29 protein-coding genes are annotated in these 21,626 nt (G+C 68.7%); 10 read left to right on the top strand and 19 right to left on the bottom strand.

Going from position 1 to position 21,626, the window contains the following annotated elements; genetic code table 11:
• Nucleotides 1–45 precede the first annotated feature (45 nt).
• Both Ae717Ps2_RS34320 and Ae717Ps2_RS34315 read left to right on the top strand, forming a co-directional pair.
• Complete coding sequence (locus tag Ae717Ps2_RS34320; protein ID WP_144075189.1) at nucleotides 46–612, top strand: UTRA domain-containing protein; 567 nt, start codon at nucleotides 46–48, stop codon at nucleotides 610–612.
• Nucleotides 613–822: 210 nt separating this feature from the next.
• Nucleotides 823–1,482: a hypothetical protein gene (locus Ae717Ps2_RS34315; RefSeq protein ID WP_143510659.1), complete on the top strand. Its 660-nt coding sequence runs from the start codon at nucleotides 823–825 to the stop codon at nucleotides 1,480–1,482.
• A gap of 279 nt (nucleotides 1,483–1,761) precedes the next feature.
• Here Ae717Ps2_RS34315 and Ae717Ps2_RS34310 read toward each other — a convergent pair whose 3' ends face one another.
• From Ae717Ps2_RS34310 to Ae717Ps2_RS34285, 6 genes are all read right to left on the bottom strand, one after another.
• A complete protein-coding gene (locus Ae717Ps2_RS34310) occupies nucleotides 1,762–3,048 on the bottom strand; it encodes a protein rep (RefSeq protein WP_143510661.1) in 1,287 nt (428 codons plus the stop codon).
• Nucleotides 3,049–3,573: 525 nt separating this feature from the next.
• Complete coding sequence (locus tag Ae717Ps2_RS34305; protein ID WP_143510961.1) at nucleotides 3,574–3,780, bottom strand: hypothetical protein; 207 nt, start codon at nucleotides 3,778–3,780, stop codon at nucleotides 3,574–3,576.
• Nucleotides 3,777–3,950 (bottom strand): hypothetical protein, encoded by a 174-nt coding sequence (locus Ae717Ps2_RS37890; protein WP_158071641.1) that lies wholly within the window; start codon nucleotides 3,948–3,950, stop codon nucleotides 3,777–3,779. The genes Ae717Ps2_RS34305 and Ae717Ps2_RS37890 overlap by 4 nt, the downstream gene beginning before the upstream one ends.
• Complete coding sequence (locus Ae717Ps2_RS34300; protein WP_075334942.1) at nucleotides 3,943–4,143, bottom strand: hypothetical protein; 201 nt, start codon at nucleotides 4,141–4,143, stop codon at nucleotides 3,943–3,945. The genes Ae717Ps2_RS37890 and Ae717Ps2_RS34300 overlap by 8 nt, the downstream gene beginning before the upstream one ends.
• Nucleotides 4,144–5,072: 929 nt before the next feature.
• Entirely contained in the window at nucleotides 5,073–5,531 is a 459-nt protein-coding gene (locus Ae717Ps2_RS34290) for a hypothetical protein (protein ID WP_075334940.1), read from the bottom strand.
• Nucleotides 5,492–5,716 (bottom strand): hypothetical protein, encoded by a 225-nt coding sequence (locus Ae717Ps2_RS34285; RefSeq protein WP_075334939.1) that lies wholly within the window; start codon nucleotides 5,714–5,716, stop codon nucleotides 5,492–5,494. Before Ae717Ps2_RS34285 ends, Ae717Ps2_RS34290 begins: the two co-directional genes overlap by 40 nt.
• Before the next feature lie 776 nt (nucleotides 5,717–6,492).
• Here Ae717Ps2_RS34285 and Ae717Ps2_RS37885 point away from each other — a divergent pair.
• The 3 genes from Ae717Ps2_RS37885 to Ae717Ps2_RS37030 all read left to right on the top strand — a co-directional run bounded on the left by Ae717Ps2_RS37885 (nucleotide 6,493) and on the right by Ae717Ps2_RS37030 (nucleotide 7,733).
• Nucleotides 6,493–6,831 (top strand): UTRA domain-containing protein, encoded by a 339-nt coding sequence (locus Ae717Ps2_RS37885; RefSeq protein ID WP_075334937.1) that lies wholly within the window; start codon nucleotides 6,493–6,495, stop codon nucleotides 6,829–6,831.
• A 244-nt stretch (nucleotides 6,832–7,075) separates the two neighbouring features.
• Entirely contained in the window at nucleotides 7,076–7,438 is a 363-nt protein-coding gene (locus Ae717Ps2_RS37035) for a hypothetical protein (RefSeq protein WP_143510957.1), read from the top strand.
• Between the two features lie 94 nt (nucleotides 7,439–7,532).
• A complete protein-coding gene (locus Ae717Ps2_RS37030) occupies nucleotides 7,533–7,733 on the top strand; it encodes a hypothetical protein (RefSeq protein WP_075334507.1) in 201 nt (66 codons plus the stop codon).
• A 280-nt stretch (nucleotides 7,734–8,013) separates the two neighbouring features.
• On the opposite strand, the gene Ae717Ps2_RS34270 is transcribed toward Ae717Ps2_RS37030, so the two are convergent.
• From Ae717Ps2_RS34270 to Ae717Ps2_RS34250, 6 genes are all read right to left on the bottom strand, one after another.
• Nucleotides 8,014–9,300, bottom strand: a complete 1,287-nt coding sequence (locus tag Ae717Ps2_RS34270) for a protein rep (RefSeq protein ID WP_143510661.1) — start codon at nucleotides 9,298–9,300, stop codon at nucleotides 8,014–8,016.
• A gap of 611 nt (nucleotides 9,301–9,911) precedes the next feature.
• Nucleotides 9,912–10,805 carry a hypothetical protein gene (locus Ae717Ps2_RS34265; protein ID WP_075334936.1) on the bottom strand — a complete coding sequence of 298 codons (894 nt, stop codon included), beginning with the start codon at nucleotides 10,803–10,805 and terminating at the stop codon, nucleotides 9,912–9,914.
• Entirely contained in the window at nucleotides 10,759–11,031 is a 273-nt protein-coding gene (locus Ae717Ps2_RS34260; RefSeq protein WP_075334935.1) for a hypothetical protein, read from the bottom strand. The genes Ae717Ps2_RS34265 and Ae717Ps2_RS34260 overlap by 47 nt, the downstream gene beginning before the upstream one ends.
• An 84-nt stretch (nucleotides 11,032–11,115) precedes the next feature.
• Complete coding sequence (locus Ae717Ps2_RS34255; RefSeq protein ID WP_075334488.1) at nucleotides 11,116–11,601, bottom strand: DUF3307 domain-containing protein; 486 nt, start codon at nucleotides 11,599–11,601, stop codon at nucleotides 11,116–11,118.
• Between the two features lie 15 nt (nucleotides 11,602–11,616).
• Entirely contained in the window at nucleotides 11,617–11,766 is a 150-nt protein-coding gene (locus Ae717Ps2_RS37880; RefSeq protein ID WP_158071640.1) for a hypothetical protein, read from the bottom strand.
• 45 nt (nucleotides 11,767–11,811) lie between these two features.
• Nucleotides 11,812–12,021 (bottom strand): hypothetical protein, encoded by a 210-nt coding sequence (locus Ae717Ps2_RS34250; protein ID WP_143510893.1) that lies wholly within the window; start codon nucleotides 12,019–12,021, stop codon nucleotides 11,812–11,814.
• A 386-nt stretch (nucleotides 12,022–12,407) separates the two neighbouring features.
• Here Ae717Ps2_RS34250 and Ae717Ps2_RS40805 point away from each other — a divergent pair, with 386 nt between their 5' ends.
• The 3 genes from Ae717Ps2_RS40805 (at nucleotide 12,408) to Ae717Ps2_RS34240 (ending at nucleotide 13,828) form a co-directional block, all read left to right on the top strand.
• A complete protein-coding gene (locus Ae717Ps2_RS40805; RefSeq protein WP_198932395.1) occupies nucleotides 12,408–12,719 on the top strand; it encodes a GntR family transcriptional regulator in 312 nt (103 codons plus the stop codon).
• On the top strand, nucleotides 12,635–13,090 hold the full coding sequence (locus Ae717Ps2_RS40800) for a UTRA domain-containing protein (protein ID WP_369804900.1): 456 nt from the start codon (nucleotides 12,635–12,637) through the stop codon (nucleotides 13,088–13,090). The genes Ae717Ps2_RS40805 and Ae717Ps2_RS40800 overlap by 85 nt, the downstream gene beginning before the upstream one ends.
• A 246-nt stretch (nucleotides 13,091–13,336) precedes the next feature.
• Nucleotides 13,337–13,828, top strand: coding sequence for a hypothetical protein (locus Ae717Ps2_RS34240; protein WP_075334933.1), 492 nt, complete (start codon nucleotides 13,337–13,339; stop codon nucleotides 13,826–13,828).
• 450 nt (nucleotides 13,829–14,278) lie between these two features.
• Here the strand turns inward: Ae717Ps2_RS34240 and Ae717Ps2_RS34235 are convergent, their stop codons facing one another.
• The 5 genes from Ae717Ps2_RS34235 to Ae717Ps2_RS34215 form a co-directional block, all read right to left on the bottom strand.
• Nucleotides 14,279–15,565 (bottom strand): protein rep, encoded by a 1,287-nt coding sequence (locus Ae717Ps2_RS34235; RefSeq protein ID WP_143510661.1) that lies wholly within the window; start codon nucleotides 15,563–15,565, stop codon nucleotides 14,279–14,281.
• Between the two features lie 525 nt (nucleotides 15,566–16,090).
• Nucleotides 16,091–17,296, bottom strand: coding sequence for a hypothetical protein (locus tag Ae717Ps2_RS34230; protein ID WP_075334494.1), 1,206 nt, complete (start codon nucleotides 17,294–17,296; stop codon nucleotides 16,091–16,093).
• An 84-nt stretch (nucleotides 17,297–17,380) separates the two neighbouring features.
• Nucleotides 17,381–17,866 carry a hypothetical protein gene (locus Ae717Ps2_RS38655; protein ID WP_075334932.1) on the bottom strand — a complete coding sequence of 162 codons (486 nt, stop codon included), beginning with the start codon at nucleotides 17,864–17,866 and terminating at the stop codon, nucleotides 17,381–17,383.
• A 15-nt stretch (nucleotides 17,867–17,881) separates the two neighbouring features.
• Entirely contained in the window at nucleotides 17,882–18,076 is a 195-nt protein-coding gene (locus tag Ae717Ps2_RS34220; protein ID WP_143510955.1) for a hypothetical protein, read from the bottom strand.
• A complete protein-coding gene (locus Ae717Ps2_RS34215) occupies nucleotides 18,076–18,498 on the bottom strand; it encodes a hypothetical protein (protein WP_075334930.1) in 423 nt (140 codons plus the stop codon). The genes Ae717Ps2_RS34220 and Ae717Ps2_RS34215 overlap by 1 nt, the downstream gene beginning before the upstream one ends.
• Nucleotides 18,499–18,753: 255 nt before the next feature.
• On the opposite strand from Ae717Ps2_RS34215, the gene Ae717Ps2_RS40795 reads away from it, so the two are divergent.
• Together Ae717Ps2_RS40795 and Ae717Ps2_RS37875 are read left to right on the top strand one after the other, a co-directional pair.
• The gene (locus tag Ae717Ps2_RS40795; protein WP_369804899.1) at nucleotides 18,754–18,933 is read left to right on the top strand and encodes a GntR family transcriptional regulator; all 180 of its coding nucleotides are present in this window, start codon (nucleotides 18,754–18,756) and stop codon (nucleotides 18,931–18,933) included.
• A gap of 126 nt (nucleotides 18,934–19,059) precedes the next feature.
• A complete protein-coding gene (locus Ae717Ps2_RS37875) occupies nucleotides 19,060–19,221 on the top strand; it encodes a hypothetical protein (protein WP_158071639.1) in 162 nt (53 codons plus the stop codon).
• A gap of 1,209 nt (nucleotides 19,222–20,430) precedes the next feature.
• On the opposite strand, the gene Ae717Ps2_RS34205 is transcribed toward Ae717Ps2_RS37875, so the two are convergent.
• Nucleotides 20,431–21,135: a hypothetical protein gene (locus Ae717Ps2_RS34205; RefSeq protein WP_075334928.1), complete on the bottom strand. Its 705-nt coding sequence runs from the start codon at nucleotides 21,133–21,135 to the stop codon at nucleotides 20,431–20,433.
• Nucleotides 21,132–21,296: a hypothetical protein gene (locus tag Ae717Ps2_RS38650; RefSeq protein WP_198932396.1), complete on the bottom strand. Its 165-nt coding sequence runs from the start codon at nucleotides 21,294–21,296 to the stop codon at nucleotides 21,132–21,134. Before Ae717Ps2_RS38650 ends, Ae717Ps2_RS34205 begins: the two co-directional genes overlap by 4 nt.
• Between the last annotated feature and the right edge of the window lie 330 nt (nucleotides 21,297–21,626).

The following is a 21,626-nucleotide window of genomic DNA, read 5'->3' as shown; positions in this document are numbered from 1 at the left end:
GGGAGACCGTGCGCAGCGCGGTGTCGGCCCTTGCCAACGAGCCTGGTGACGCCGCTGTCAGGTGTCGGAACAGTCGTGCGCGACCTCGGCACCGTGGACATGCACAGCCAGCCCGGAGACGCGCATCCCGCGTGGGGGAGCACCACCGGGGATGACTCAAAGATCGAGACCGTCGAGGCGTCCTACGACGTCGCGAACCACGAAGTAGCGCAGCGCCTCGGCATTGGCCGGGGGGATCGGGTTGTCCACCGAGTCCGGCGGTACTACAAGGGCCGCCACATCGTGTTGCTGCACGATCAGTGGCTCCCAGGCGAGGTAGGTGCGCGAATCCACTCAGAGACCGGGTACGACCCGGCCGACAAGGACGCCCACGAGCGGACCGACCTGTACTCGTTCATGCGCGAGGCCGGATACCAGCCTGCACAGACAACCGAACGAGTGAGCACTCGGATGCCTGACCCGGACGAACGGGACGTCATGTCGATCCCGCCTGGCGTACCCGTGCTGATCACGCTGCGGACCACGCGCGACGCGAGCCAGATCGAGCTGGAAACCAGCACCTTCGTAGCAACTGGTGATCGAGCAGAGCAGACCTACACAGTGGCGATGTAGGTTCCTGGCCAATCGCGGCAGAGCCCCCATCGCCGCGGTTGGCCGGCCAGTCCGGCACTCATCAGTTGTCAGTAATACCTGACTGGCAACGTCAGGGCTTCTTGACAGCATTGCCAAGCTGTCCTGACAGTTAATTGTCAGGCTATCTTGACGATTGGTTATTTCGCCAGGCAAGCTTGACTGACAGTGTCAAGGAAGGATGACTGACAAATGGCTCCCGTGAAGGACTTGAGCGGCCCCTGGAACGTCACCACCACGCATCCGGCTGCCGGTGAGCACGAGGGTCACGCGCTGGGGATCGTCGCCGGGCAGGACGACGAGCCGATCAGCAACGACACCGTGGAAGTGCACGTGCGGTACGCGTCGTGCTCGTGCGGGTGGTCCGGCCAGCTGCGCACCGCCCCCGGTGCCCGCGAGCAGCCTCTGCGGACCCGCCGGTACCGGGCTCAGACCCGGGAGGTCCTGCGCCCCGAGTGGGATGCCCACGTCGGTCAGTGGCTCCCTGAGCCGCTGTCGGCCCCGGACCCAACCGAAGACACCCCCGCCGCCCCGCCGGAGCCGCAGGGAGCATCTGAGCGTCCACAGCGACGGCGGCCGAGCAAGCGCGCCAAGCCGGTCGAGCCGACGGCCGCGCCGGAAGCCGCGGCCGTCGTCGTCGAGGACCAGGCGGTGCCCGAGCCCGACCCCGGAGCTCGTCTAGTCGAGGCCGCTGCCGTCGCCGGTACCGCAGCCGCCGCTGCCCGCCGAGCGAACGACGCCCTCACCGACGCCGTACGCGAAGCGCGCCAAGCCGGGATCTCCTGGGCCAAGATCGGCGCCGCCACGTCGATGAGCCGCCAGGCCGCACACGAGCGCTGGCGCGTCCTCTGACCACAGCCCGTCACTGACCCAGATCAAGATCAAATGCACCACCGCACCACCGCACCACCGCACCACCGCACCACCGCACCTATGCATCACATGGTCTTGAAGGCCGCGTAGCCACCCACCGTGTTCAGCTGCATCGTCGTCGTATCGACGACACGGCGTTTCCTTAGGAAAACGCCTAACTTGGGTCCGCCGGAGGCGCCCACCCAGACCACGCCCCTGGCCGAAGATCATCAGATGATGCATAGGTCCTGGCGGTCCTGGCGGTCCTGGCCGTCGCCCTCAGAGCGCCGTAGCGGGCCGGTAGTAGCTCCGGCGCCGTTCCCGGCGCTGTTCGGGGTCTTCGGCCGCGAGCGCGGCTTTGAGCCACGCAAACGGGGCGTCTCCGGGGTCGAGCTGGACGGCGCGTTCGGTGGTGTCAGCCTCGAACTCGAAGGCCAGGCCCCGGGCGTCGAGCCAGGCGCGCGCGGCGGGAACTCCGCCGTGGCGAGTCGCGATGATCAGGTCCTCCGCGACCGGGTAGATCTTCTTCCAGCTCCGGGCCGGGAGGACTCCTGCCAGCTCTCCACCTCCGTCTTCTTCGGCGATCTCCTCGTCCTTGACCTCGGTGACCCCGCAGCGCTGCTTGAGGCCGTTGGACCACACGAGCTGCTGCATGCCGTGGCTGCCCTGTTCCCACTCCTGCCAGAGCGCGACGTCGCGCTCGTTGCCGGTGTCGATCGCGTCGGCGAGGATCTGGAACGGCGTGCGGGAGCCGCGCTTGCCGCGCTTCCACCGGCCACCGGCGGTCTCGAAGGCCAGCTTCGAGATGTACTTGCCCATCTTCTCCACCGCGCCGTTACCGACCCGCACGTCGATGCCGTGCTCGGCGGTGGCGCTCATGCCCTTCTTCGCCAGCCCCGCGGCCCAGCGGGTGTAGACCTCGCAGGTCAGAGCAGGAATCTCCGCGCTCACATCGGTCGGGAAGATCAACAGGGCGTGGATGTGGAGGTGCCAGCCGTTGAGGTCGGTGTGGGTGCCCTCCACTCCCCGGACATAGTCCATGTCCAGGTCCGTCTTCCACCGCTTCCACCCCCGCGACTGTGTGAGGTGTCGCCACGCCGCGCTCAGCGCTCGGCGAAGTTCGCGCAGGCTGTGGCCCCGGTGGTGGCGCATCGTCAGGGTCAGCAGTGCGACCGTGCCCCCCCGGTCGGCGTTCCAGTTGATCAGCTGTTCGAGATCCTTCGAGCGGCGCGCACTGATCTTGGCCGAGCACACCGGGCACGCCCACACGCTGCCGCAGGTCGCCAGGCCGCCGAAGCCTGCGGTGCCCGGTTCCCCCTCCGGTCCGGGCGTGTGGTGCAACGAGACCTCTCCACCCTCGTTGGTCGAGACCCGACCGCACTTCTTGACCCGCGACAGGCTCGTGATCGCGGCCAGCTCCCGGCGAGCCCGGTACTTGTCGCGTAGCGCCTGATCCTGGCGGTCCCAGAAGGCCCCCGCGTGGTCCTGACCTGCGGTGGCCGCACTTTTCGCGTCGTTACCAAGCGCGGCCGCCGAAGGGCGCACCGAAGCCAGCGCGGCCGTCACCGCACACCGCCACGACGACGACGGCCGTGTCCGGCACCCGGCAGAGCCGGGCACCGGCCCGCCTCAGCCTCCGGCCGGCGGGCCGGGCCCGGCACTGCCAAGCGCACACCTACGGCGACGCCGACAAACGGTCCGGTGCCAGCTGCGAGGGCGTGGTGCCCTCCCTCGAACCGGCCGAGGATCGAATGCTGATCAGAACCCGTCAAGGGCGGCTGCGCCGTCGCTCCGCGATCTTCGACCCTTGACTGAACCTGCCCAGCCTTCAAGCGGCCTATATCGAGGAAGGGCAGGCGTCGAGACGGGCTGTGGAGCCGCTGGGGCGAGCCGCTGCCTGTTTCCGGGGTGGGGAAGTGCCCTCGTCGCGTAGCGCCGCGCTGGGGGGCTCTAGGTACGCTGTGGGTAGCCACGTTGGCCGGTGCTCCGATCGCTTCGCAGGGTGACCATTTCCGGCCGACGTGCGGGCCCCCGGGATGCCAGTCCTGGGGGCTCACTTCTGTGTCGACCTGGTTGCTAACTCTGGCCTGATCAGGCCGCTACCTCGTGGAGGGCCGCCGCGCCGTCCGCGATCTCGTCCCAGTAGCGGGCGTAGTCGGCGTCCTCCGAGGGGCCCATCAGCCGCGGTCCGCGGACCCGCCCCAACGGCCGGGCGGGTGCCTGGACCAGCGCGACCCCGGGCGGGGCGAGCTGGTGCTCCTCGAGGTGATCGCGGGCGGACTGGCCGTGGAGCATCACCAGGGCCTCCGGGTCGTCGAGCCGGAAGCTGATCCGCAGGCCGAGCTGACCGCGCTCGAAACCACCGACGACGGTCGCGTCCGCGCGCTGGTGACCACCATCAGCCGCAGGCCCGCCTTGTGTCCCTCGGAGACCAGGCGGCCGTAGAGCGCGAGGAGCTGCTCACGCATCTTCGGGCTGGCCCTTCTCGACCGGGGCCGTCGACGCCAGGCGCAGCAGCCCGGCGAACTCTTCGAGCACGACCACGATCAGCGGGAACCCGGCATGGAAGCGGGTGAACTTGTCCCGGCGAGGCGGCAGGTTCCGGATCCGGGTGTCCATCTCCGCGACCAGGCGGACCAGCAGATCCCGGGTGTGCCTCAACGTCGGCCGACCCGGTGGCCTGCCACTCGTGGTGCCGGGTACCCACGTAGGGACGGCCCAGAAGCAACCCAGACAGGTCAGACCCCGCGATCAGGACATCGTCGAGGCGGGCGAGCTGCGCCAGCGCCGAATAGCACCACACGCTCTTGCCCGAGCGGGTCGCGCCCTGAATGCAGACGTGCGGCCCCTCCACCCAGGACTGGCGCAGAGGGTTGCCGAGCTCGTCTCGGGCGATGGTGATTCTCCACGTCGGAGACCGACAGCCCGCGGCCGGCCAACGGAGCCGGGACCTCGCCGTCGAGGGGGTCGCCGATCAGCAGCTCGATCCGGACCCACTCCGATCCGCGCGGGTAGACCCGGATCCGGTCATAGCCCAGCGCCGCCGCGATCCGCCGCGACGCCTCGTCAGCACGGAAGTCCTCGATGAGCTGGCGTGGATCTTGCGCACCACCAGCACCGGGTCCGGCCCCGACAGGTCCGCCCGGGCCAGGGTCGGGATGACGATCGTGGTGCCGGAGGCGACCTGCACCGTGTGCGAGAGCCCCGGAACCCGCTCACAGACCCGGCGCCACGGGTTCACCGCGTCGACCGACTCGGGCGGCCCGATCCTCGGCGCGCTGCCTGCTCCAACATGATAGTGCTCCTGTCGTGAAGACGGCCCCGGTCCGGGAGGGGGTTTCCGGGCCGGGGCCGTGGTCGAGCGGGGGTCAGTGCTCAGCGGGCGATGAGGGCGGCGACCGCGGTAGTGACGGGCGACACAACAGGGATCTGCACCTGGTGGTGGACGGCCTGATCCATAGGGCGCGACCGTTCACTCCGTGATCAGCCAGGCCGTGGAACCGCTTCTGTCGGCCGATCCGGGGCGCCGTGCTCGTCACGTGGCGACCCGGGATCGCGGGCAAACCGAGCGAGCAGACGGCCGTCATCGATCACCGCATGCACCAGCCCTCCGCCACCACGCCGGTGAGCTGGGCCAGCCACGGGACCCGGACACCGGCAGTCCGGTAGAACGCCCACTTCGTGACGCCTGCGCCGCGGCATAGGTGGAGGCGTGCAGAGAAGTTCCCGGCGACCCTGCCCGGTGCGGTGCGCTTGTGGGCCGACATGCAGTCGTCCTGGGCCAAGTAGTCCCCGCCGTGATGACCCAGCAGGGCCCCCAGCGCCGTCAGGACCGGTGATCGCGATCCGCTCGGACATGCCTTTGCTCCTTGATCAGCTAGCGACAGCGTGGAGGTGGTCGACACGAGTGCGCCGGTGAAAGCCCAGCCGTCGCAGCGGGGGCAACTGATCCCGGCAGGCCGGCCGCCGTCGTCCGGGATCTCCTCGGCGTGCTGGCACGAGGTGCAGGTCAGCACCACCAGCACGAGGCCCATCTGGCCGTCGAGCACCGGCCACCGGCGGGCCCGCCATCACGCGGCCTGCTCGTTCTTCCGGCCCGAGCCGCCCCGATCGGGCGGATCGCGTCGGCGCGGTAGTAGACCTGCGCCCCGACGACCTTGTCCTCACCGGTGTTCTTGTCCTTGATCGTCTTGTCCATCACGCCGACCTCGAAGCCGACCAGCTCGCAGGGCATCCCGGGCTGAAACCCGTGGCGCGGGGTCTCGTGCGACGCCGATCGTCACGTTCAGCACCGAAAACGACGGCCGCCCGAACGCCTGGAACCCCACCGTGACCTGGGCAACCCACTTCGGGTGCCGTTCCGCAAGCACTCCTGATCGGTGTCGCTGCCGAACTTCAGCTTCGGCGCCAGGTCCATGACCATCACCATCGTGAAACTCGTCGGGTCGATCTTGAAGTTCATCGGGCCCTGGTTCGACATGCGCATCTCCCATGTTTTTCGATCCGCCACTCCGGGGCCAGACCGTCCTGTGGTTCTTGTCCTCAGTTCGCAGCCTCGAAGGTCTGGACGTCTGGACTGATAGAACTACCGTAGCATGAGTCCCCTCAAAGGTCTAGACGTATGAATCAGAGGAGGTCAGACGATGGCCCGGAAGTACGAGAAGATCGCCCGCGAGCTGCGAGAAGGATCACCAACGGCACCTATCCGCCGGGGTCGACCCTCCCCCGCACTCCCCGAGTTGATGGCGACGTACGAGGTAGCGCGGGAGACCGTGCGCAGCGCGGGTGTCGGCCCTTGCCAACGAGGGCCTGGTGACGCCGCTGTCAGGTGTCGGAACAGTCGTGCGCGACCTCGGCACCGTGGACATGCACAGCCAGCCCGGAGACGCGCATCCCGCGTGGGGGAGCACCACCGGGGATGACTCAAAGATCGAGACCCGTCGAGGCGTCCTACGACGTCGCGAACCACGAAGTAGCGCAGCGCCTCGGCATTGGCCGGGGGGGATCGGGTTGTCCACCGAGTCCGGCCGGTACTACAAGGGCCGCCACATCGTGTTGCTGCACGATCAGTGGCTCCCAGGCGAGGTAGGTGCGCGAATCCACTCAGAGACCGGGTACGACCCGGCCGACAAGGACGCCCACGAGCGGACCGACCTGTACTCGTTCATGCGCGAGGCCGGATACCAGCCTGCACAGACAACCGAACGAGTGAGCACTCGGATGCCTGACCCGGACGAACGGGACGTCATGTCGATCCCGCCTGGCGTACCCGTGCTGATCACGCTGCGGACCACGCGCGACGCGAGCCAGATCGAGCTGGAAACCAGCACCTTCCGTAGCAACTGGTGATCGAGCAGAGCAGACCTACACAGTGGCGATGTAGGTTCCTGGCCAATCGCGGCAGAGCCCCCATCGCCGCGGTTGGCCGGCCAGTCCGGCACTCATCAGTTGTCAGTAATACCTGACTGGCAACGTCAGGGCTTCTTGACAGCATTGCCAAGCTGTCCTGACAGTTAATTGTCAGGCTATCTTGACGATTGGTTATTTCGCCAGGCAAGCTTGACTGACAGTGTCAAGGAAGGATGACTGACAAATGGCTCCCGTGAAGGACTTGAGCGGCCCCTGGAAGTCACCACCACGCCATCCGGCTGCCGGTGAGCACGAGGGTCACGCGCTGGGGATCGTCGCCGGGCAGGACGACGAGCCGATCAGCAACGACACCGTGGAAGTGCACGTGCGGTACGCGTCGTGCTCGTGCGGGTGGTCCGGCCAGCTGCGCACCGCCCCCGGTGCCCGCGAGCAGCCTCTGCGGACCCGCCGGTACCGGGCTCAGACCCGGGAGGTCCTGCGCCCCGAGTGGGATGCCCACGTCGGTCAGTGGCTCCTGAGCCGCTGTCGGCCCGGACCCAACCGAAGACACCCCCGCCGCCCCGCCGGAGCCGCAGGGAGCATCTGAGCGTCCACAGCGACGGCGGCCGAGCAAGCGCGCCAAGCCGGTCGAGCCGACGGCCGCGCCGGAAGCCGCGGCCGTCGTCGTCGAGGACCAGGCGGTGCCCGAGCCCGACCCCGGAGCTCGTCTAGTCGAGGCCGCTGCCGTCGCCGGTACCGCAGCCGCCGCTGCCCGCCGAGCGAACGACGCCCTCACCGACGCCGTACGCGAAGCGCGCCAAGCCGGGATCTCCTGGGCCAAGATCGGCGCCGCCACGTCGATGAGCCGCCAGGCCGCACACGAGCGCTGGCGCGTCCTCTGACCACAGCCCGTCACTGACCCAGATCAAGATCAAATGCACCACCGCACCACCGCACCACCGCACCACCGCACCACCGCACCTATGCATCACATGGTCTTGAAGGCCGCGTAGCCACCCACCGTGTTCAGCTGCATCGTCGTCGTATCGACGACACGGCGTTTCCTTAGGAAAAACGCCTAACTTGGGTCCGCCGGAGGCGCCCACCCAGACCACGCCCCTGGCCGAAGATCATCAGATGATGCATAGGTCCTGGCGGTCCTGGCGGTCCTGGCCGTCGCCCTCAGAGCGCCGTAGCGGGCCGGTAGTAGCTCCGGCGCCGTTCCCGGCGCTGTTCGGGGTCTTCGGCCGCGAGCGCGGCTTTGAGCCACGCAAACGGGGCGTCTCCGGGGTCGAGCTGGACGGCGCGTTCGGTGGTGTCAGCCTCGAACTCGAAGGCCAGGCCCCGGGCGTCGAGCCAGGCGCGCGCGGCGGGAACTCCGCCGTGGCGAGTCGCGATGATCAGGTCCTCCGCGACCGGGTAGATCTTCTTCCAGCTCCGGGCCGGGAGGACTCCTGCCAGCTCTCCACCTCCGTCTTCTTCGGCGATCTCCTCGTCCTTGACCTCGGTGACCCCGCAGCGCTGCTTGAGGCCGTTGGACCACACGAGCTGCTGCATGCCGTGGCTGCCCTGTTCCCACTCCTGCCAGAGCGCGACGTCGCGCTCGTTGCCGGTGTCGATCGCGTCGGCGAGGATCTGGAACGGCGTGCGGGAGCCGCGCTTGCCGCGCTTCCACCGGCCACCGGCGGTCTCGAAGGCCAGCTTCGAGATGTACTTGCCCATCTTCTCCACCGCGCCGTTACCGACCCGCACGTCGATGCCGTGCTCGGCGGTGGCGCTCATGCCCTTCTTCGCCAGCCCCGCGGCCCAGCGGGTGTAGACCTCGCAGGTCAGAGCAGGAATCTCCGCGCTCACATCGGTCGGGAAGATCAACAGGGCGTGGATGTGGAGGTGCCAGCCGTTGAGGTCGGTGTGGGTGCCCTCCACTCCCCGGACATAGTCCATGTCCAGGTCCGTCTTCCACCGCTTCCACCCCCGCGACTGTGTGAGGTGTCGCCACGCCGCGCTCAGCGCTCGGCGAAGTTCGCGCAGGCTGTGGCCCCGGTGGTGGCGCATCGTCAGGGTCAGCAGTGCGACCGTGCCCCCCCGGTCGGCGTTCCAGTTGATCAGCTGTTCGAGATCCTTCGAGCGGCGCGCACTGATCTTGGCCGAGCACACCGGGCACGCCCACACGCTGCCGCAGGTCGCCAGGCCGCCGAAGCCTGCGGTGCCCGGTTCCCCCTCCGGTCCGGGCGTGTGGTGCAACGAGACCTCTCCACCCTCGTTGGTCGAGACCCGACCGCACTTCTTGACCCGCGACAGGCTCGTGATCGCGGCCAGCTCCCGGCGAGCCCGGTACTTGTCGCGTAGCGCCTGATCCTGGCGGTCCCAGAAGGCCCCCGCGTGGTCCTGACCTGCGGTGGCCGCACTTTTCGCGTCGTTACCAAGCGCGGCCGCCGAAGGGCGCACCGAAGCCAGCGCGGCCGTCACCGCACACCGCCACGACGACGACGGCCGTGTCCGGCACCCGGCAGAGCCGGGCACCGGCCCGCCTCAGCCTCCGGCCGGCGGGCCGGGCCCGGCACTGCCAAGCGCACACCTACGGCGGACGCCGACAAACGGTCCGGTGCCAGCTGCGAGGGCGTGGTGCCCTCCCTCGAACCGGCCGAGGATCGAATGCTGATCAGAACCCGTCAAGGGCGGCTGCGCCGTCGCTCCGCGATCTTCGACCCTTGACTGAACCTGCCCAGCCTTCAAGCGGCCTATATCGAGGAAGGGCAGGCGTCGAGACGGGCTGTGGAGCCGCTGGGGCGAGCCGCTGCCTGTTTCCGGGGTGGGGAAGTGCCCTCGTCGCGTAGCGCCGCGCTGGGGGCTCTAGGTACGCTGTGGGTAGCCACGTTGGCCGGTGCTCCGATCGCTTCGCAGGGTGACCATTTCCGGCCGACGTGCGGGCCCCCGGGATGCCAGTCCTGGGGGCTCACTTCTGTGTCGACCTGGTTGCTAACTCTGGCCTGATCAGGCCGCTACCTCGTGGAGGCGCGCCGCGCCGTCCGCGATCTCGTCCCAGTAGCGGGCGTAGTCGGCGTCCTCCGAGGGGCCCATCAGCCGCGGTCCGCGGACCCGGCCCAACGGCCGGGCGGGTGCCTGGACCAGCGCGACCCGGGCGGGGCGAGCTGGTGCTCCTCGAGGTGATCGCGGGCGGACTGGCCGTGGAGCATCACCAGGGCCTCCGGGTCGTCGAGCCGGAAGCTGATCCGCAGGCCGAGCTGACCGCGCTCGAAACCACCGACGACGGTCGCGTCCGCGCGCTGGGTGACCACCATCAGCCGCAGGCCCGCCTTGTGTCCCTCGGAGACCAGGCGGCCGTAGAGCGCGAGGAGCTGCTCACGCATCTTCGGCTGGCCCTTCTCGACCGGGGCCGTCGACGCCAGGCGCAGCAGCCCGGCGAACTCTTCGAGCACGACCACGATCAGCGGGAACCCGGCATGGAAGCGGGTGAACTTGTCCCGGCGAGGCGGCAGGTTCCGGATCCGGGTGTCCATCTCCGCGACCAGGCGGACCAGCAGATCCCGGTGTGCCTCAACGTCGGCCGACCCGGTGGCCTGCCACTCGTGGTGCCGGGTACCCACGTAGGGACGGCCCAGAAGCAACCCAGACAGGTCAGACCCCGCGATCAGGACATCGTCGAGGCGGGCGAGCTGCGCCAGCGCCGAATAGCACCACACGCTCTTGCCCGAGCGGGTCGCGCCCTGAATGCAGACGTGCGGCCCCTCCACCCAGGACTGGCGCAGAGGGTTGCCGAGCTCGTCTCGGGCGATGGTGATCTCCACGTCGGAGACCGACAGCCCGCGGCCGGCCAACGGAGCCGGGACCTCGCCGTCGAGGGGGTCGCCGATCAGCAGCTCGATCCGGACCCACTCCGATCCGCGCGGGTAGACCCGGATCCGGTCATAGCCCAGCGCCGCCGCGATCCGCCGCGGACGCCTCGTCAGCACGGAAGTCCTCGATGAGCTGGCCGTGGATCTTGCGCACCACCAGCACCGGGTCCGGCCCCGACAGGTCCGCCCGGGCCAGGGTCGGGATGACGATCGTGGTGCCGGAGGCGACCTGCACCGTGTGCGAGAGCCCCGGAACCCGCTCACAGACCCGGCGCCACGGGTTCACCAGCCGGTCGACGAACTCGCGGGCGGCCCGATCCTCGGCGCGCTGCCTGCTCCACATGATCAGTGCTCCTGTCGTGAAGACGGCCCCGGTCCGGGAGGGGGTTCTCCGGGCCGGGGCCGTGGTCGAGCGGGGGTCAGTTGCTCAGCGGGCGATGAGGGCGGCGACCGCGGTAGTGACGGCGACACCAACAGGGATCTGCACCTGGTGGTGGACGGCCTGATCCATCAGGGCGCGACCGTTCACTCCGTGATCAGCCAGGCCGTGGAACCGCTTCTGTCGGCCGATCCGGGCGCCGTGCTCGTCACGCTGGCGACCCGGGATCGCGGCAAACCGAGCGAGCAGACGGCCGTCATCGATCACCGCATGCACCACGCCCTCCGCCACCACGCCGGTGAGCTGGGCCAGCCACGGGACCCGGACACCGGCAGTCCGGTAGAACGCCCACTTCGTGACGGCCTGCGCCGCGGCATAGGTGGAGGCGTGCAGAGCAAGTTCCCGGCGACCCTGCCCGGTGCGGTGCTGCTTGTGGGCCGACATGCAGTCGTCCTGGGCCAAGTAGTCCCCGCCGTGATGACCCAGCAGGGCCCCCAGCGCCGTCAGGACGGTGATCGCGATCCGCTCGGACATGCCTTTGCTCCTTGATCAGCTAGCGACAGCGGTGGAGGTGGTCGACACGAGTGCGCCGGTGAAAGCCCAGCCGTCGCAGCGGGGGCACTGATCCGGCAGGCGGCCGCCGTCGTCCGGGATCTCCTCGGCGTGCTGGCACGAGGTGCAGGTCAGCACCACCAGCACGAGGCCCCATCTGGCCGTCGAGCACCGGCCACCGGCGGCCCGCCATCACGCGGCCTGCTCGTTCTTCCGGCCCGAGCCGCCGATCGGGCGGATCGCGTCGGCGCGGTAGTAGACCTGCGCCCCGACGACCTTGTCCTCACCGGTGTTCTTGTCCTTGATCGTCTTGTCCATCACGCCGACCTCGAAGCCGACCAGCTCGCAGGGCATCCCGGGCTGAAACCCGTGGCGCGGGTCCTCGTGCGACGCGATCGTCACGTTCAGCACCGGAAAACGACGGCCGCCCGAACGCCTGGAACCCCACCGTGACCTGGGCAACCCACTTCGGGGTGCCGTTCCGCAAGCACTCCTGATCGGGTGTCGCTGCCGAACTTCAGCTTCGGCGCCAGGTCCATGACCATCACCATCGTGAAACTCGTCGGGTCGATCTTGAAGTTCATCGGGCCCTGGTTTCGACATGCGCATCTCCCATGTTTTTCGATCCGCCACTCCGGGGCCAGACCGTCCTGTGGTTCTTGTCCTCAGTTCGCAGCCTCGAAGGTCTGGACGTCTGGACTGATAGAACTACCGTAGCATGAGTCCCCTCAAAGGTCTAGACGTATGAATCAGAGGAGGTCAGACGATGGCCCGGAAGTACGAGAAAGATCGCCCGCGAGCTGCGAGAAAGGATCACCAACGGCACCTATCCGCCGGGGTCGACCCTCCCCGCACTCCCCGAGTTGATGGCGACGTACGAGGTAGCGCGGGAGACCGTGCGCAGCGCGGTGTCGGCCCTTGCCAACGAGGGCCTGGTGACGCCGCTGTCAGGTGTCGGAACAGTCGTGGCGCGACCTCGGCACCGTGGACATGCACAGCCAGCCCGGAGACGCGCATCCCGCGTGGGGGAGCACCACCGGGGGATGACTCAAAGATCGAGACCGTCGAGGCGTCCTACGACGTCGCGAACCACGAAGTAGCGCAGCGCCTCGGCATTGGCCGGGGGGATCGGGTTGTCCACCGAGTCCGGCGGTACTACAAGGGCCGCCACATCGTGTTGCTGCACGATCAGTGGCTCCCAGGCGAGGTAGGTGCGCGAATCCACTCAGAGACCGGGTACGACCCGGCCGACAAGGACGCCCACGAGCGGACCGACCTGTACTCGTTCATGCGCGAGGCCGGATACCAGCCTGCACAGACAACCGAACGAGTGAGCACTCGGATGCCTGACCCGGACGAACGGGACGTCATGTCGATCCCGCCTGGCGTACCCGTGCTGATCACGCTGCGGACCACGCGCGACGCGAGCCAGATCGAGCTGGAAACCAGCAACCTTCGTAGCAACTGGTGATCGAGCAGAGCAGACCTACACAGTGGCGATGTAGGTTCCTGGCCAATCGCGGCAGAGCCCCCATCGCCGCGGTTGGCCGGCCAGTCCGGCACTCATCAGTTGTCAGTAATACCTGACTGGCAACGTCAGGGCTTCTTGACAGCATTGCCAAGCTGTCCTGACAGTTAATTGTCAGGCTATCTTGACGATTGGTTATTTCGCCAGGCAAGCTTGGACTGACAGTGTCAAGGGAAGGATGACTGACAAATGGCTCCCGTGAAGGACTTGAGCGGCCCCTGGAACGTCACCACCACGCATCCGGCTGCCGGTGAGCACGAGGGTCACGCGCTGGGGATCGTCGCCGGGCAGGACGACGAGCCGATCAGCAACGACACCGTGGAAGTGCACGTGCGGTACGCGTCGTGCTCGTGCGGGTGGTCCGGCCAGCTGCGCACCGCCCCCGGTGCCCGCGAGCAGCCTCTGCGGACCCGCCGGTACCGGGCTCAGACCCGGGAGGTCCTGCGCCCCGAGTGGGATGCCCACGTCGGTCAGTGGCTCCCTGAGCCGCTGTCGGCCCCGGACCCAACCGAAGACACCCCCGCCGCCCCGCCGGAGCCGCAGGGAGCATCTGAGCGTCCACAGCGACGGCGGGCCGAGCAAGGCGCGCCAAGCCGGTCGAGCCGACGGCCGCGCCGGAAGCCGCGGCCGTCGTCGTCGAGGACCAGGCGGTGGCCGAGCCCGACCCCGGAGCTCGTCTAGTCGAGGCCGCTGCCGTCGCCGGTACCGCAGCCGCCGCTGCCCGCCGAGCGAACGACGCCCTCACCGGACGCCGTACGCGAAGCGCGCCAAGCCGGGATCTCCTGGGCCAAGATCGGCGCCGCCACGTCGATGAGCCGCCAGGCCGCACACGAGCGCTGGCGCGTCCTCTGACCACAGCCCGTCACTGACCCAGATCAAGATCAAATGCACCACCGCACCACCGCACCACCGCACCACCGCACCACCGCACCTATGCATCACATGGTCTTGAAGGCCGCGTAGCCACCCACCGTGTTCAGCTGCATCGTCGTCGTATCGACGACACGGCGTTTCCTTAGGAAAACGCCTAACTTGGGTCCGCCGGAGGCGCCCACCCAGACCACGCCCCTGGCCGAAGATCATCAGATGATGCATAGGTCCTGGCGGTCCTGGCGGTCCTGGCCGTCGCCCTCAGAGCGCCGTAGCGGGCCGGTAGTAGCTCCGGCGCCGTTCCCGGCGCTGTTCGGGGTCTTCGGCCGCGAGCGCGGCTTTGAGCCACGCAAACGGGGCGTCTCCGGGGTCGAGCTGGACGGCGCGTTCGGTGGTGTCAGCCTCGAACTCGAAGGCCAGGCCCCGGGCGTCGAGCCAGGCGCGCGCGGCGGGAACTCCGCCGTGGCGAGTCGCGATGATCAGGTCCTCCGCGACCGGGTAGATCTTCTTCCAGCTCCGGGCCGGGAGGACTCCTGCCAGCTCTCCACCTCCGTCTTCTTCGGCGATCTCCTCGTCCTTGACCTCGGTGACCCCGCAGCGCTGCTTGAGGCCGTTGGACCACACGAGCTGCTGCATGCCGTGGCTGCCCTGTTCCCACTCCTGCCAGAGCGCGACGTCGCGCTCGTTGCCGGTGTCGATCGCGTCGGCGAGGATCTGGAACGGCGTGCGGGAGCCGCGCTTGCCGCGCTTCCACCGGCCACCGGCGGTCTCGAAGGCCAGCTTCGAGATGTACTTGCCCATCTTCTCCACCGCGCCGTTACCGACCCGCACGTCGATGCCGTGCTCGGCGGTGGCGCTCATGCCCTTCTTCGCCAGCCCCGCGGCCCAGCGGGTGTAGACCTCGCAGGTCAGAGCAGGAATCTCCGCGCTCACATCGGTCGGGAAGATCAACAGGGCGTGGATGTGGAGGTGCCAGCCGTTGAGGTCGGTGTGGGTGCCCTCCACTCCCCGGACATAGTCCATGTCCAGGTCCGTCTTCCACCGCTTCCACCCCCGCGACTGTGTGAGGTGTCGCCACGCCGCGCTCAGCGCTCGGCGAAGTTCGCGCAGGCTGTGGCCCCGGTGGTGGCGCATCGTCAGGGTCAGCAGTGCGACCGTGCCCCCCCGGTCGGCGTTCCAGTTGATCAGCTGTTCGAGATCCTTCGAGCGGCGCGCACTGATCTTGGCCGAGCACACCGGGCACGCCCACACGCTGCCGCAGGTCGCCAGGCCGCCGAAGCCTGCGGTGCCCGGTTCCCCCTCCGGTCCGGGCGTGTGGTGCAACGAGACCTCTCCACCCTCGTTGGTCGAGACCCGACCGCACTTCTTGACCCGCGACAGGCTCGTGATCGCGGCCAGCTCCCGGCGAGCCCGGTACTTGTCGCGTAGCGCCTGATCCTGGCGGTCCCAGAAGGCCCCCGCGTGGTCCTGACCTGCGGTGGCCGCACTTTTCGCGTCGTTACCAAGCGCGGCCGCCGAAGGGCGCACCGAAGCCAGCGCGGCCGTCACCGCACACCGCCACGACGACGACGGCCGTGTCCGGCACCCGGCAGAGCCGGGCACCGGCCCGCCTCAGCCTCCGGCCGGCGGGCCGGGCCCGGCACTGCCAAGCGCACACCTACGGCGACGCCGACAAACGGTCCGGTGCCAGCTGCGAGGGCGTGGTGCCCTCCCTCGAACCGGCCGAGGATCGAATGCTGATCAGAACCCGTCAAGGGCGGCTGCGCCGTCGCTCCGCGATCTTCGACCCTTGACTGAACCTGCCCAGCCTTCAAGCGGCCTATATCGAGGAAGGGCAGGCGTCGAGACGGGCTGTGGAGCCGCTGGGGCGAGCCGCTGCCTGTTTCCGGGGTGGGGAAGTGCCCTCGTCGCGTAGCGCCGCGCTGGGGGGCTCTAGGTACGCTGTGGGTAGCCACGTTGGCCGGTGCTCCGATCGCTTCGCAGGGTGACCATTTCCGGCCGACGTGCGGGCCCCCGGGATGCCAGTCCTGGGGGCTCACTTCTGTGTCGACCTGGTTGCTAACTCTGGCCTGATCAGGCCGCTACCTCGTGGAGGCGCGCCGCGCCGTCCGCGATCTCGTCCCAGTAGCGGGCGTAGTCGGCGTCCTCCGAGGGGCCCATCAGCCGCGGTCCGCGGACCCGGCCCAACGGCCGGGCGGGTGCCTGGACCAGCGCGACCCCGGGCGGGGCGAGCTGGTGCTCCTCGAGGTGATCGCGGGCGGACTGGCCGTGGAGCATCACCAGGGCCTCCGGGTCGTCGAGCCGGAAGCTGATCCGCAGGCCGAGCTGACCGCGCTCGAAACCACCGACGACGGTCGCGTCCGCGCGCTGGGTGACCACCATCAGCCGCAGGCCCGCCTTGTGTCCCTCGGAGACCAGGCGGCCGTAGAGCGCGAGGAGCTGCTCACGCATCTTCGGCTGGCCCTTCTCGACCGGGGCCGTCGACGCCAGGCGCAGCAGCCCGGCGAACTCTTCGAGCACGACCACGATCAGCGGGAACCCGGCATGGAAGCGGGTGAACTTGTCCCGGCGAGGCGGCAGGTTCCGGATCCGGGTGTCCATCTCCGCGACCAGGCGGACCAGCAGATCCCGGTGTGCCTCAACGTCGGCCGACCCGGTGGCCTGCCACTCGTGGTGCCGGGTACCCACGTAGGGACGGCCCAGAAGCAACCCAGACAGGTCAGACCCCGCGATCAGGACATCGTCGAGGCGGGCGAGCTGCGCCAGCGCCGAATAGCACCACACGCTCTTGCCCGAGCGGGTCGCGCCCTGAATGCAGACGTGCGGCCCCTCCACCCAGGACTGGCGCAGAGGGTTGCCGAGCTCGTCTCGGGCGATGGTGATCTCCACGTCGGAGACCGACAGCCCGCGGCCGGCCAACGGAGCCGGGACCTCGCCGTCGAGGGGGTCGCCGATCAGCAGCTCGATCCGGACCCACTCCGATCCGCGCGGGTAGACCCGGATCCGGTCATAGCCCAGCGCCGCCGCGATCCGCCGCGACGCCTCGTCAGCACGGAAGTCCTCGATGAGCTGGCCGTGGATCTTGCGCACCACCAGCACCGGGTCCGGCCCCGACAGGTCCGCCCGGGCCAGGGTCGGGATGACGATCGTGGTGCCGGAGGCGACCTGCACCGTGTGCGAGAGCCCCGGAACCCGCTCACAGACCCGGCGCCACGGGTTCACCAGCCGGTCGACGAACTCGCGGGCGGCCCGATCCTCGGCGCGCTGCCTGCTCCACATGATCAGTGCTCCTGTCGTGAAGACGGCCCCGGTCCGGGAGGGGGTTCTCCGGGCCGGGGCCGTGGTCGAGCGGGGGTCAGTTGCTCAGCGGGCGATGAGGGCGGCGACCGCGGTAGTGACGGCGACACCAACAGGGATCTGCACCTGGTGGTGGACGGCCTGATCCATCAGGGCGCGACCGTTCACTCCGTGATCAGCCAGGCCGTGGAACCGCTTCTGTCGGCCGATCCGGGCGCCGTGCTCGTCACGCTGGCGACCCGGGATCGCGGCAAACCGAGCGAGCAGACGGCCGTCATCGATCACCGCATGCACCACGCCCTCCGCCACCACGCCGGTGAGCTGGGCCAGCCACGGGACCCGGACACCGGCAGTCCGGTAGAACGCCCACTTCGTGACGGCCTGCGCCGCGGCATAGGTGGAGGCGTGCAGAGCAAGTTCCCGGCGACCCTGCCCGGTGCGGTGCTGCTTGTGGGCCGACATGCAGTCGTCCTGGGCCAAGTAGTCCCGCCCGTGATGACCCAGCAGGGCCCCCAGCGCCGTCAGGACGGTGATCGCGATCCGCTCGGACATGCCTTTGCTCCTTGATCAGCTAGCGACAGCGGTGGAGGTGGTCGACACGAGTGCGCCGGTGAAAGCCCCAGCCGCGCAGCGGGGGCACTGATCCGGCAGGCGGCCGCCGTCGTCCGGGATCTCCTCGGCGTGCTGGCACGAGGTGCAGGTCAGCACCACCAGCACGAGGCCCATCTGGCCGTCGAGCACCGGCCACCGGCGGCCCGCCATCACGCGGCCTGCTCGTTCTTCCGGGGCCCCGAGCCGCCCGATCGGGCGGATCGCGTCGGCGCCCGGGTAGTTGATCCTGCGCCCCGACGGACCTTGTCCTCACCCGTGTTCTTGTCCTTGATCGTCTTGTCCATCACGCCGACCTCGAAGCCGACCAGCTCGCAGGGCATCCCGGGCTGAAACCCGTGGCGCGGGTCCTCGTGCGACGCGATCGTCACGTTCAGCACCGAAAACGACGGCCGCCCGAACGCCTGGAACCCCACCGTGACCTGGGCAACCCACTTCGGGGTGCCGTTCCGCAAGCACTCCTGATCGGTGTCGCTGCCGAACTTCAGCTTCGGCGCCAGGTCCATGACCATCACCATCGTGAAACTCGTCGGGTCGATCTTGAAGTTCATCGGGCCCTGGTTCGACATGCGCATCTCCCATGTTTTTCGATCCGCCACTCCGGGGCCAGACCGTCCTGTGGTTCTTGTCCTCAGTTCGCAGCCTCGAAGGTCTGGACGTCTGGACTGATAGAACTACCGTAGCATGAGTCCCCTCAAAGGTCTAGACGTATGAATCAGAGGAGGTCAGACGATGGCCCGGAAGTACGAGAAGATCGCCCGCGAGCTGCGAGAAAGGATCACCAACGGCACTATCCGCCGGGGTCGACCCTCCCCGCACTCCCCGAGTTGATGGCGACGTACGAGGTAGCGCGGGAGACCGTGCGCAGCGCGGTGTCGGCCCTTGCCAACGAGGGCCTGGTGACGCCGCTGTCAGGTGTCGGAACAGTCGTGCGCGACCTCGGCACGTGGACATGCCACAGCCAGCCCGGAGACGCGCATCCCGCGTGGGGGGAGCACCACCGGGGATGACTCAAAGATCGAGACCGTCGAGGCGTCCTACGACGTCGCGAACCACGAAGTAGCGCAGCGCTCGGCATTGGCCGGGGGGATCGGGTTGTCCACCGAGTCCGGCGGTACTACAAGGGCCGCCACATCGTGTTGCTGCACGATCAGTGGCTCCCAGGCGAGGTAGGTGCGCGAATCCACTCAGAGACCGGGTACGACCCGGCCGACAAGGACGCCCACGAGCGGACCGACCTGTACTCGTTCATGCCGCGAGGCCGGATACCAGCCTGCACAGACAAACCGAACGAGTGAGCACTCGGATGCCTGACCCGGACGAACGGGACGTCATGTCATCCCGCCTGGCGTACCCGTGCTGATCACGCTGCGGACCACGCGCGACGCGAGCCAGATCGAGCTGGAAACCAGCACCTTCGTAGCAACTGGTGATCGAGCAGAGCAGACCTACACAGTGGCGATGTAGGTTCCTGGCCATCGCGGCAGAGCCCCATCGCCGCGGTTGGCCGGCCAGTCCGGCACTCATCAGTTGTCAGTAATACCTGACTGGCAACGTCAGGGCTTCTTGACAGCATTGCCAAGCTGTCCTGACAGTTAATTGTCAGGCTATCTTGACGATTGGTTATTTCGCCAGGCAAGCTTGACTGACAGTGTCAAGGAAGGATGACTGACAAATGGCTCCCGTGAAGGACTTGAGCGGCCCCTGGAACGTCACCACCACGCATCCGGCTGCCGGTGAGCACGGGGTCACGCGCTGGGGATCGTCGCCGGGCAGGACGACGAGCCGATCAGCAACGACACCGTGGAAGTGCACGTGCGGTACGCGTCGTGCTCGTGCGGGTGGTCCCGGCCAGCTGCGCACCGCCCCCGGTGCCCGCGAGCAGCCTCTGCGGACCCGCCGGTACCGGGCTCAGACCCGGGAGGTCCTGCGCCCCGAGTGGGATGCCCACGTCGGTCAGTGGCTCCCTGAGCCGCTGTCGGCCCCGGACCCAACCGAAGACACCCCCGCCGCCCGCCGGAGCCGCAGGGAGCATCTGAGCGTCCACAGCGACGGCGGCCGAGCAAGCGCGCCAAGCCGGTCGAGCCGACGCCGCGCCGGAAGCCGCGGCCGTCGTCGTCGAGGACCAGGCGGTGCCCGAGCCCGACCCCGGAGCTCGTCTAGTCGAGGCCGCTGCCGTCGCCGGTACCGCAGCGCCGCTGCCCGCCGAGCGAACGACGCCCTCACCGACGCCGTACGCGAAGCGCGCCAAGCCGGGATCTCCTGGGCCAAGATCGGCGCCGCCACGTCGATGAGCCGCCAGGCCGCACACGAGCGCTGGCGCGTCCTCTGACCACAGCCCGTCACTGACCCAGATCAAGATCAAATGCACCACCGCACCACCGCACCACCGCACCACCGCACCACCGCACCTATGCATCACATGGTCTTGAAGGCCGCGTAGCCACCCACCGTGTTCAGCTGCATCGTCGTCGTATCGACGACACGGCGTTTCCTTAGGAAAACGCCTAACTTGGGTCCGCCGGAGGCGCCCACCCAGACCACGCCCCTGGCCGAAGATCATCAGATGATGCATAGGTCCTGGCGGTCCTGGCGGTCCTGGCCGTCGCCCTCAGAGCGCCGTAGCGGGCCGGTAGTAGCTCCGGCGCCGTTCCCGGCGCTGTTCGGGGTCTTCGGCCGGAGAGCGCGGCTTTGAGCCACGCAAACGGGGCGTCTCCGGGGTCGAGCTGGACGGCGCGTTCGGTGGTGTCAGCCTCGAACTCGAAGGCCAGGCCCCGGGCGTCGAGCCAGGCGCGCGCGGCGGGAACTCCGCCGTGGCGAGTCGCGATGATCAGGTCCTCCGCGACCGGGTAGATCTTCTTCCAGCTCCGGGCCGGGAGGACTCCTGCCAGCTCTCCACCTCCGTCTTCTTCGGCGATCTCCTCGTCCTTGACCTCGGTGACCCCGCAGCGCTGCTTGAGGCCGTTGGACCACACGAGCTGCTGCATGCCGTGGCTGCCCTGTTCCCACTCCTGCCAGAGCGCGACGTCGCGCTCGTTGCCGGTGTCGATCGCGTCGGCGAGGATCTGGAACGGCGTGCGGGAGCCGCGCTTGCCGCGCTTCCACCGGCCACCGGCGGTCTCGAAGGCCAGCTTCGAGATGTACTTGCCCATCTTCTCCACCGCGCCGTTACCGACCCGCACGTCGATGCCGTGCTCGGCGGTGGCGCTCATGCCCTTCTTCGCCAGCCCGCGGCCCAGCGGGTGTAGACCTCGCAGGTCAGAGCAGGAATCTCCGCGCTCACATCGGTCGGGAAGATCAACAGGGCGTGGATGTGGAGGTGCCAGCCGTTGAGGTCGGTGTGGGTGCCCTCCACTCCCCGGACATAGTCCATGTCCAGGTCCGTCTTCCACCGCTTCCACCCCGCGACTGTGTGAGGTGTCGCCACGCCGCGCTCAGCGCTCGGCGAAGTTCGCGCAGGCTGTGGCCCCGGTGGTGGCGCATCGTCAGGGTCAGCAGTGCGACCGTGCCCCCCCGGTCGGCGTTCCAGTTGATCAGCTGTTCGAGATCCTTCGAGCGGCGCGCACTGATCTTGGCCGAGCACACCGGGCACGCCCACACGCTGCCGCAGGTCGCCAGGCCGCCGAAGCCTGCGGTGCCCGGTTCCCCCTCCGGTCCGGGCGTGTGGTGCAACGAGACCTCTCCACCCTCGTTGGTCGAGACC

Source organism: Pseudonocardia sp. Ae717_Ps2, assembly GCF_001932475.1.
Lineage (GTDB): Bacteria > Actinomycetota > Actinomycetes > Mycobacteriales > Pseudonocardiaceae > Pseudonocardia.
Note: the sequence above shows the minus strand (reverse complement) of the source record. Positions and strands in the feature narration are given on the sequence as shown.

Bases quoted from the DNA above. Each gene is read 5' to 3' on its own strand.
- Ae717Ps2_RS38650 (WP_198932396.1), bottom strand. From the start codon at position 21,296: ATGGACTATGTCCGGGGAGTGGAGGGCACCCACACCGACCTCAACGGC.
- Ae717Ps2_RS34230 (WP_075334494.1), bottom strand. From the start codon at position 17,296: ATGTGGAGCAGGCAGCGCGCCGAGGATCGGGCCGCCCGCGAGTTCGTC.
- Ae717Ps2_RS34285 (WP_075334939.1), bottom strand. From the start codon at position 5,716: ATGCCCTGCGAGCTGGTCGGCTTCGAGGTCGGCGTGATGGACAAGACG.
- Ae717Ps2_RS37890 (WP_158071641.1), bottom strand. From the start codon at position 3,950: ATGCGTGAGCAGCTCCTCGCGCTCTACGGCCGCCTGGTCTCCGAGGGA.
- Ae717Ps2_RS34220 (WP_143510955.1), bottom strand. From the start codon at position 18,076: ATGGCGGGCCGCCGGTGGCCGGTGCTCGACGGCCAGATGGGCCTCGTG.
- Ae717Ps2_RS38655 (WP_075334932.1), bottom strand. From the start codon at position 17,866: ATGTCCGAGCGGATCGCGATCACCGTCCTGACGGCGCTGGGGGCCCTG.
- Ae717Ps2_RS37035 (WP_143510957.1), top strand. From the start codon at position 7,076: ATGGCTCCCGTGAAGGACTTGAGCGGCCCCTGGAAGTCACCACCACGC.
- Ae717Ps2_RS34315 (WP_143510659.1), top strand. From the start codon at position 823: ATGGCTCCCGTGAAGGACTTGAGCGGCCCCTGGAACGTCACCACCACG.
- Ae717Ps2_RS34260 (WP_075334935.1), bottom strand. From the start codon at position 11,031: ATGTGGAGCAGGCAGCGCGCCGAGGATCGGGCCGCCCGCGAGTTCGTC.
- Ae717Ps2_RS34215 (WP_075334930.1), bottom strand. From the start codon at position 18,498: ATGCGCATGTCGAACCAGGGCCCGATGAACTTCAAGATCGACCCGACG.
- Ae717Ps2_RS34240 (WP_075334933.1), top strand. From the start codon at position 13,337: ATGGCTCCCGTGAAGGACTTGAGCGGCCCCTGGAACGTCACCACCACG.
- Ae717Ps2_RS34255 (WP_075334488.1), bottom strand. From the start codon at position 11,601: ATGTCCGAGCGGATCGCGATCACCGTCCTGACGGCGCTGGGGGCCCTG.
- Ae717Ps2_RS34205 (WP_075334928.1), bottom strand. From the start codon at position 21,135: ATGAGCGCCACCGCCGAGCACGGCATCGACGTGCGGGTCGGTAACGGC.
- Ae717Ps2_RS40795 (WP_369804899.1), top strand. From the start codon at position 18,754: ATGGCGACGTACGAGGTAGCGCGGGAGACCGTGCGCAGCGCGGTGTCG.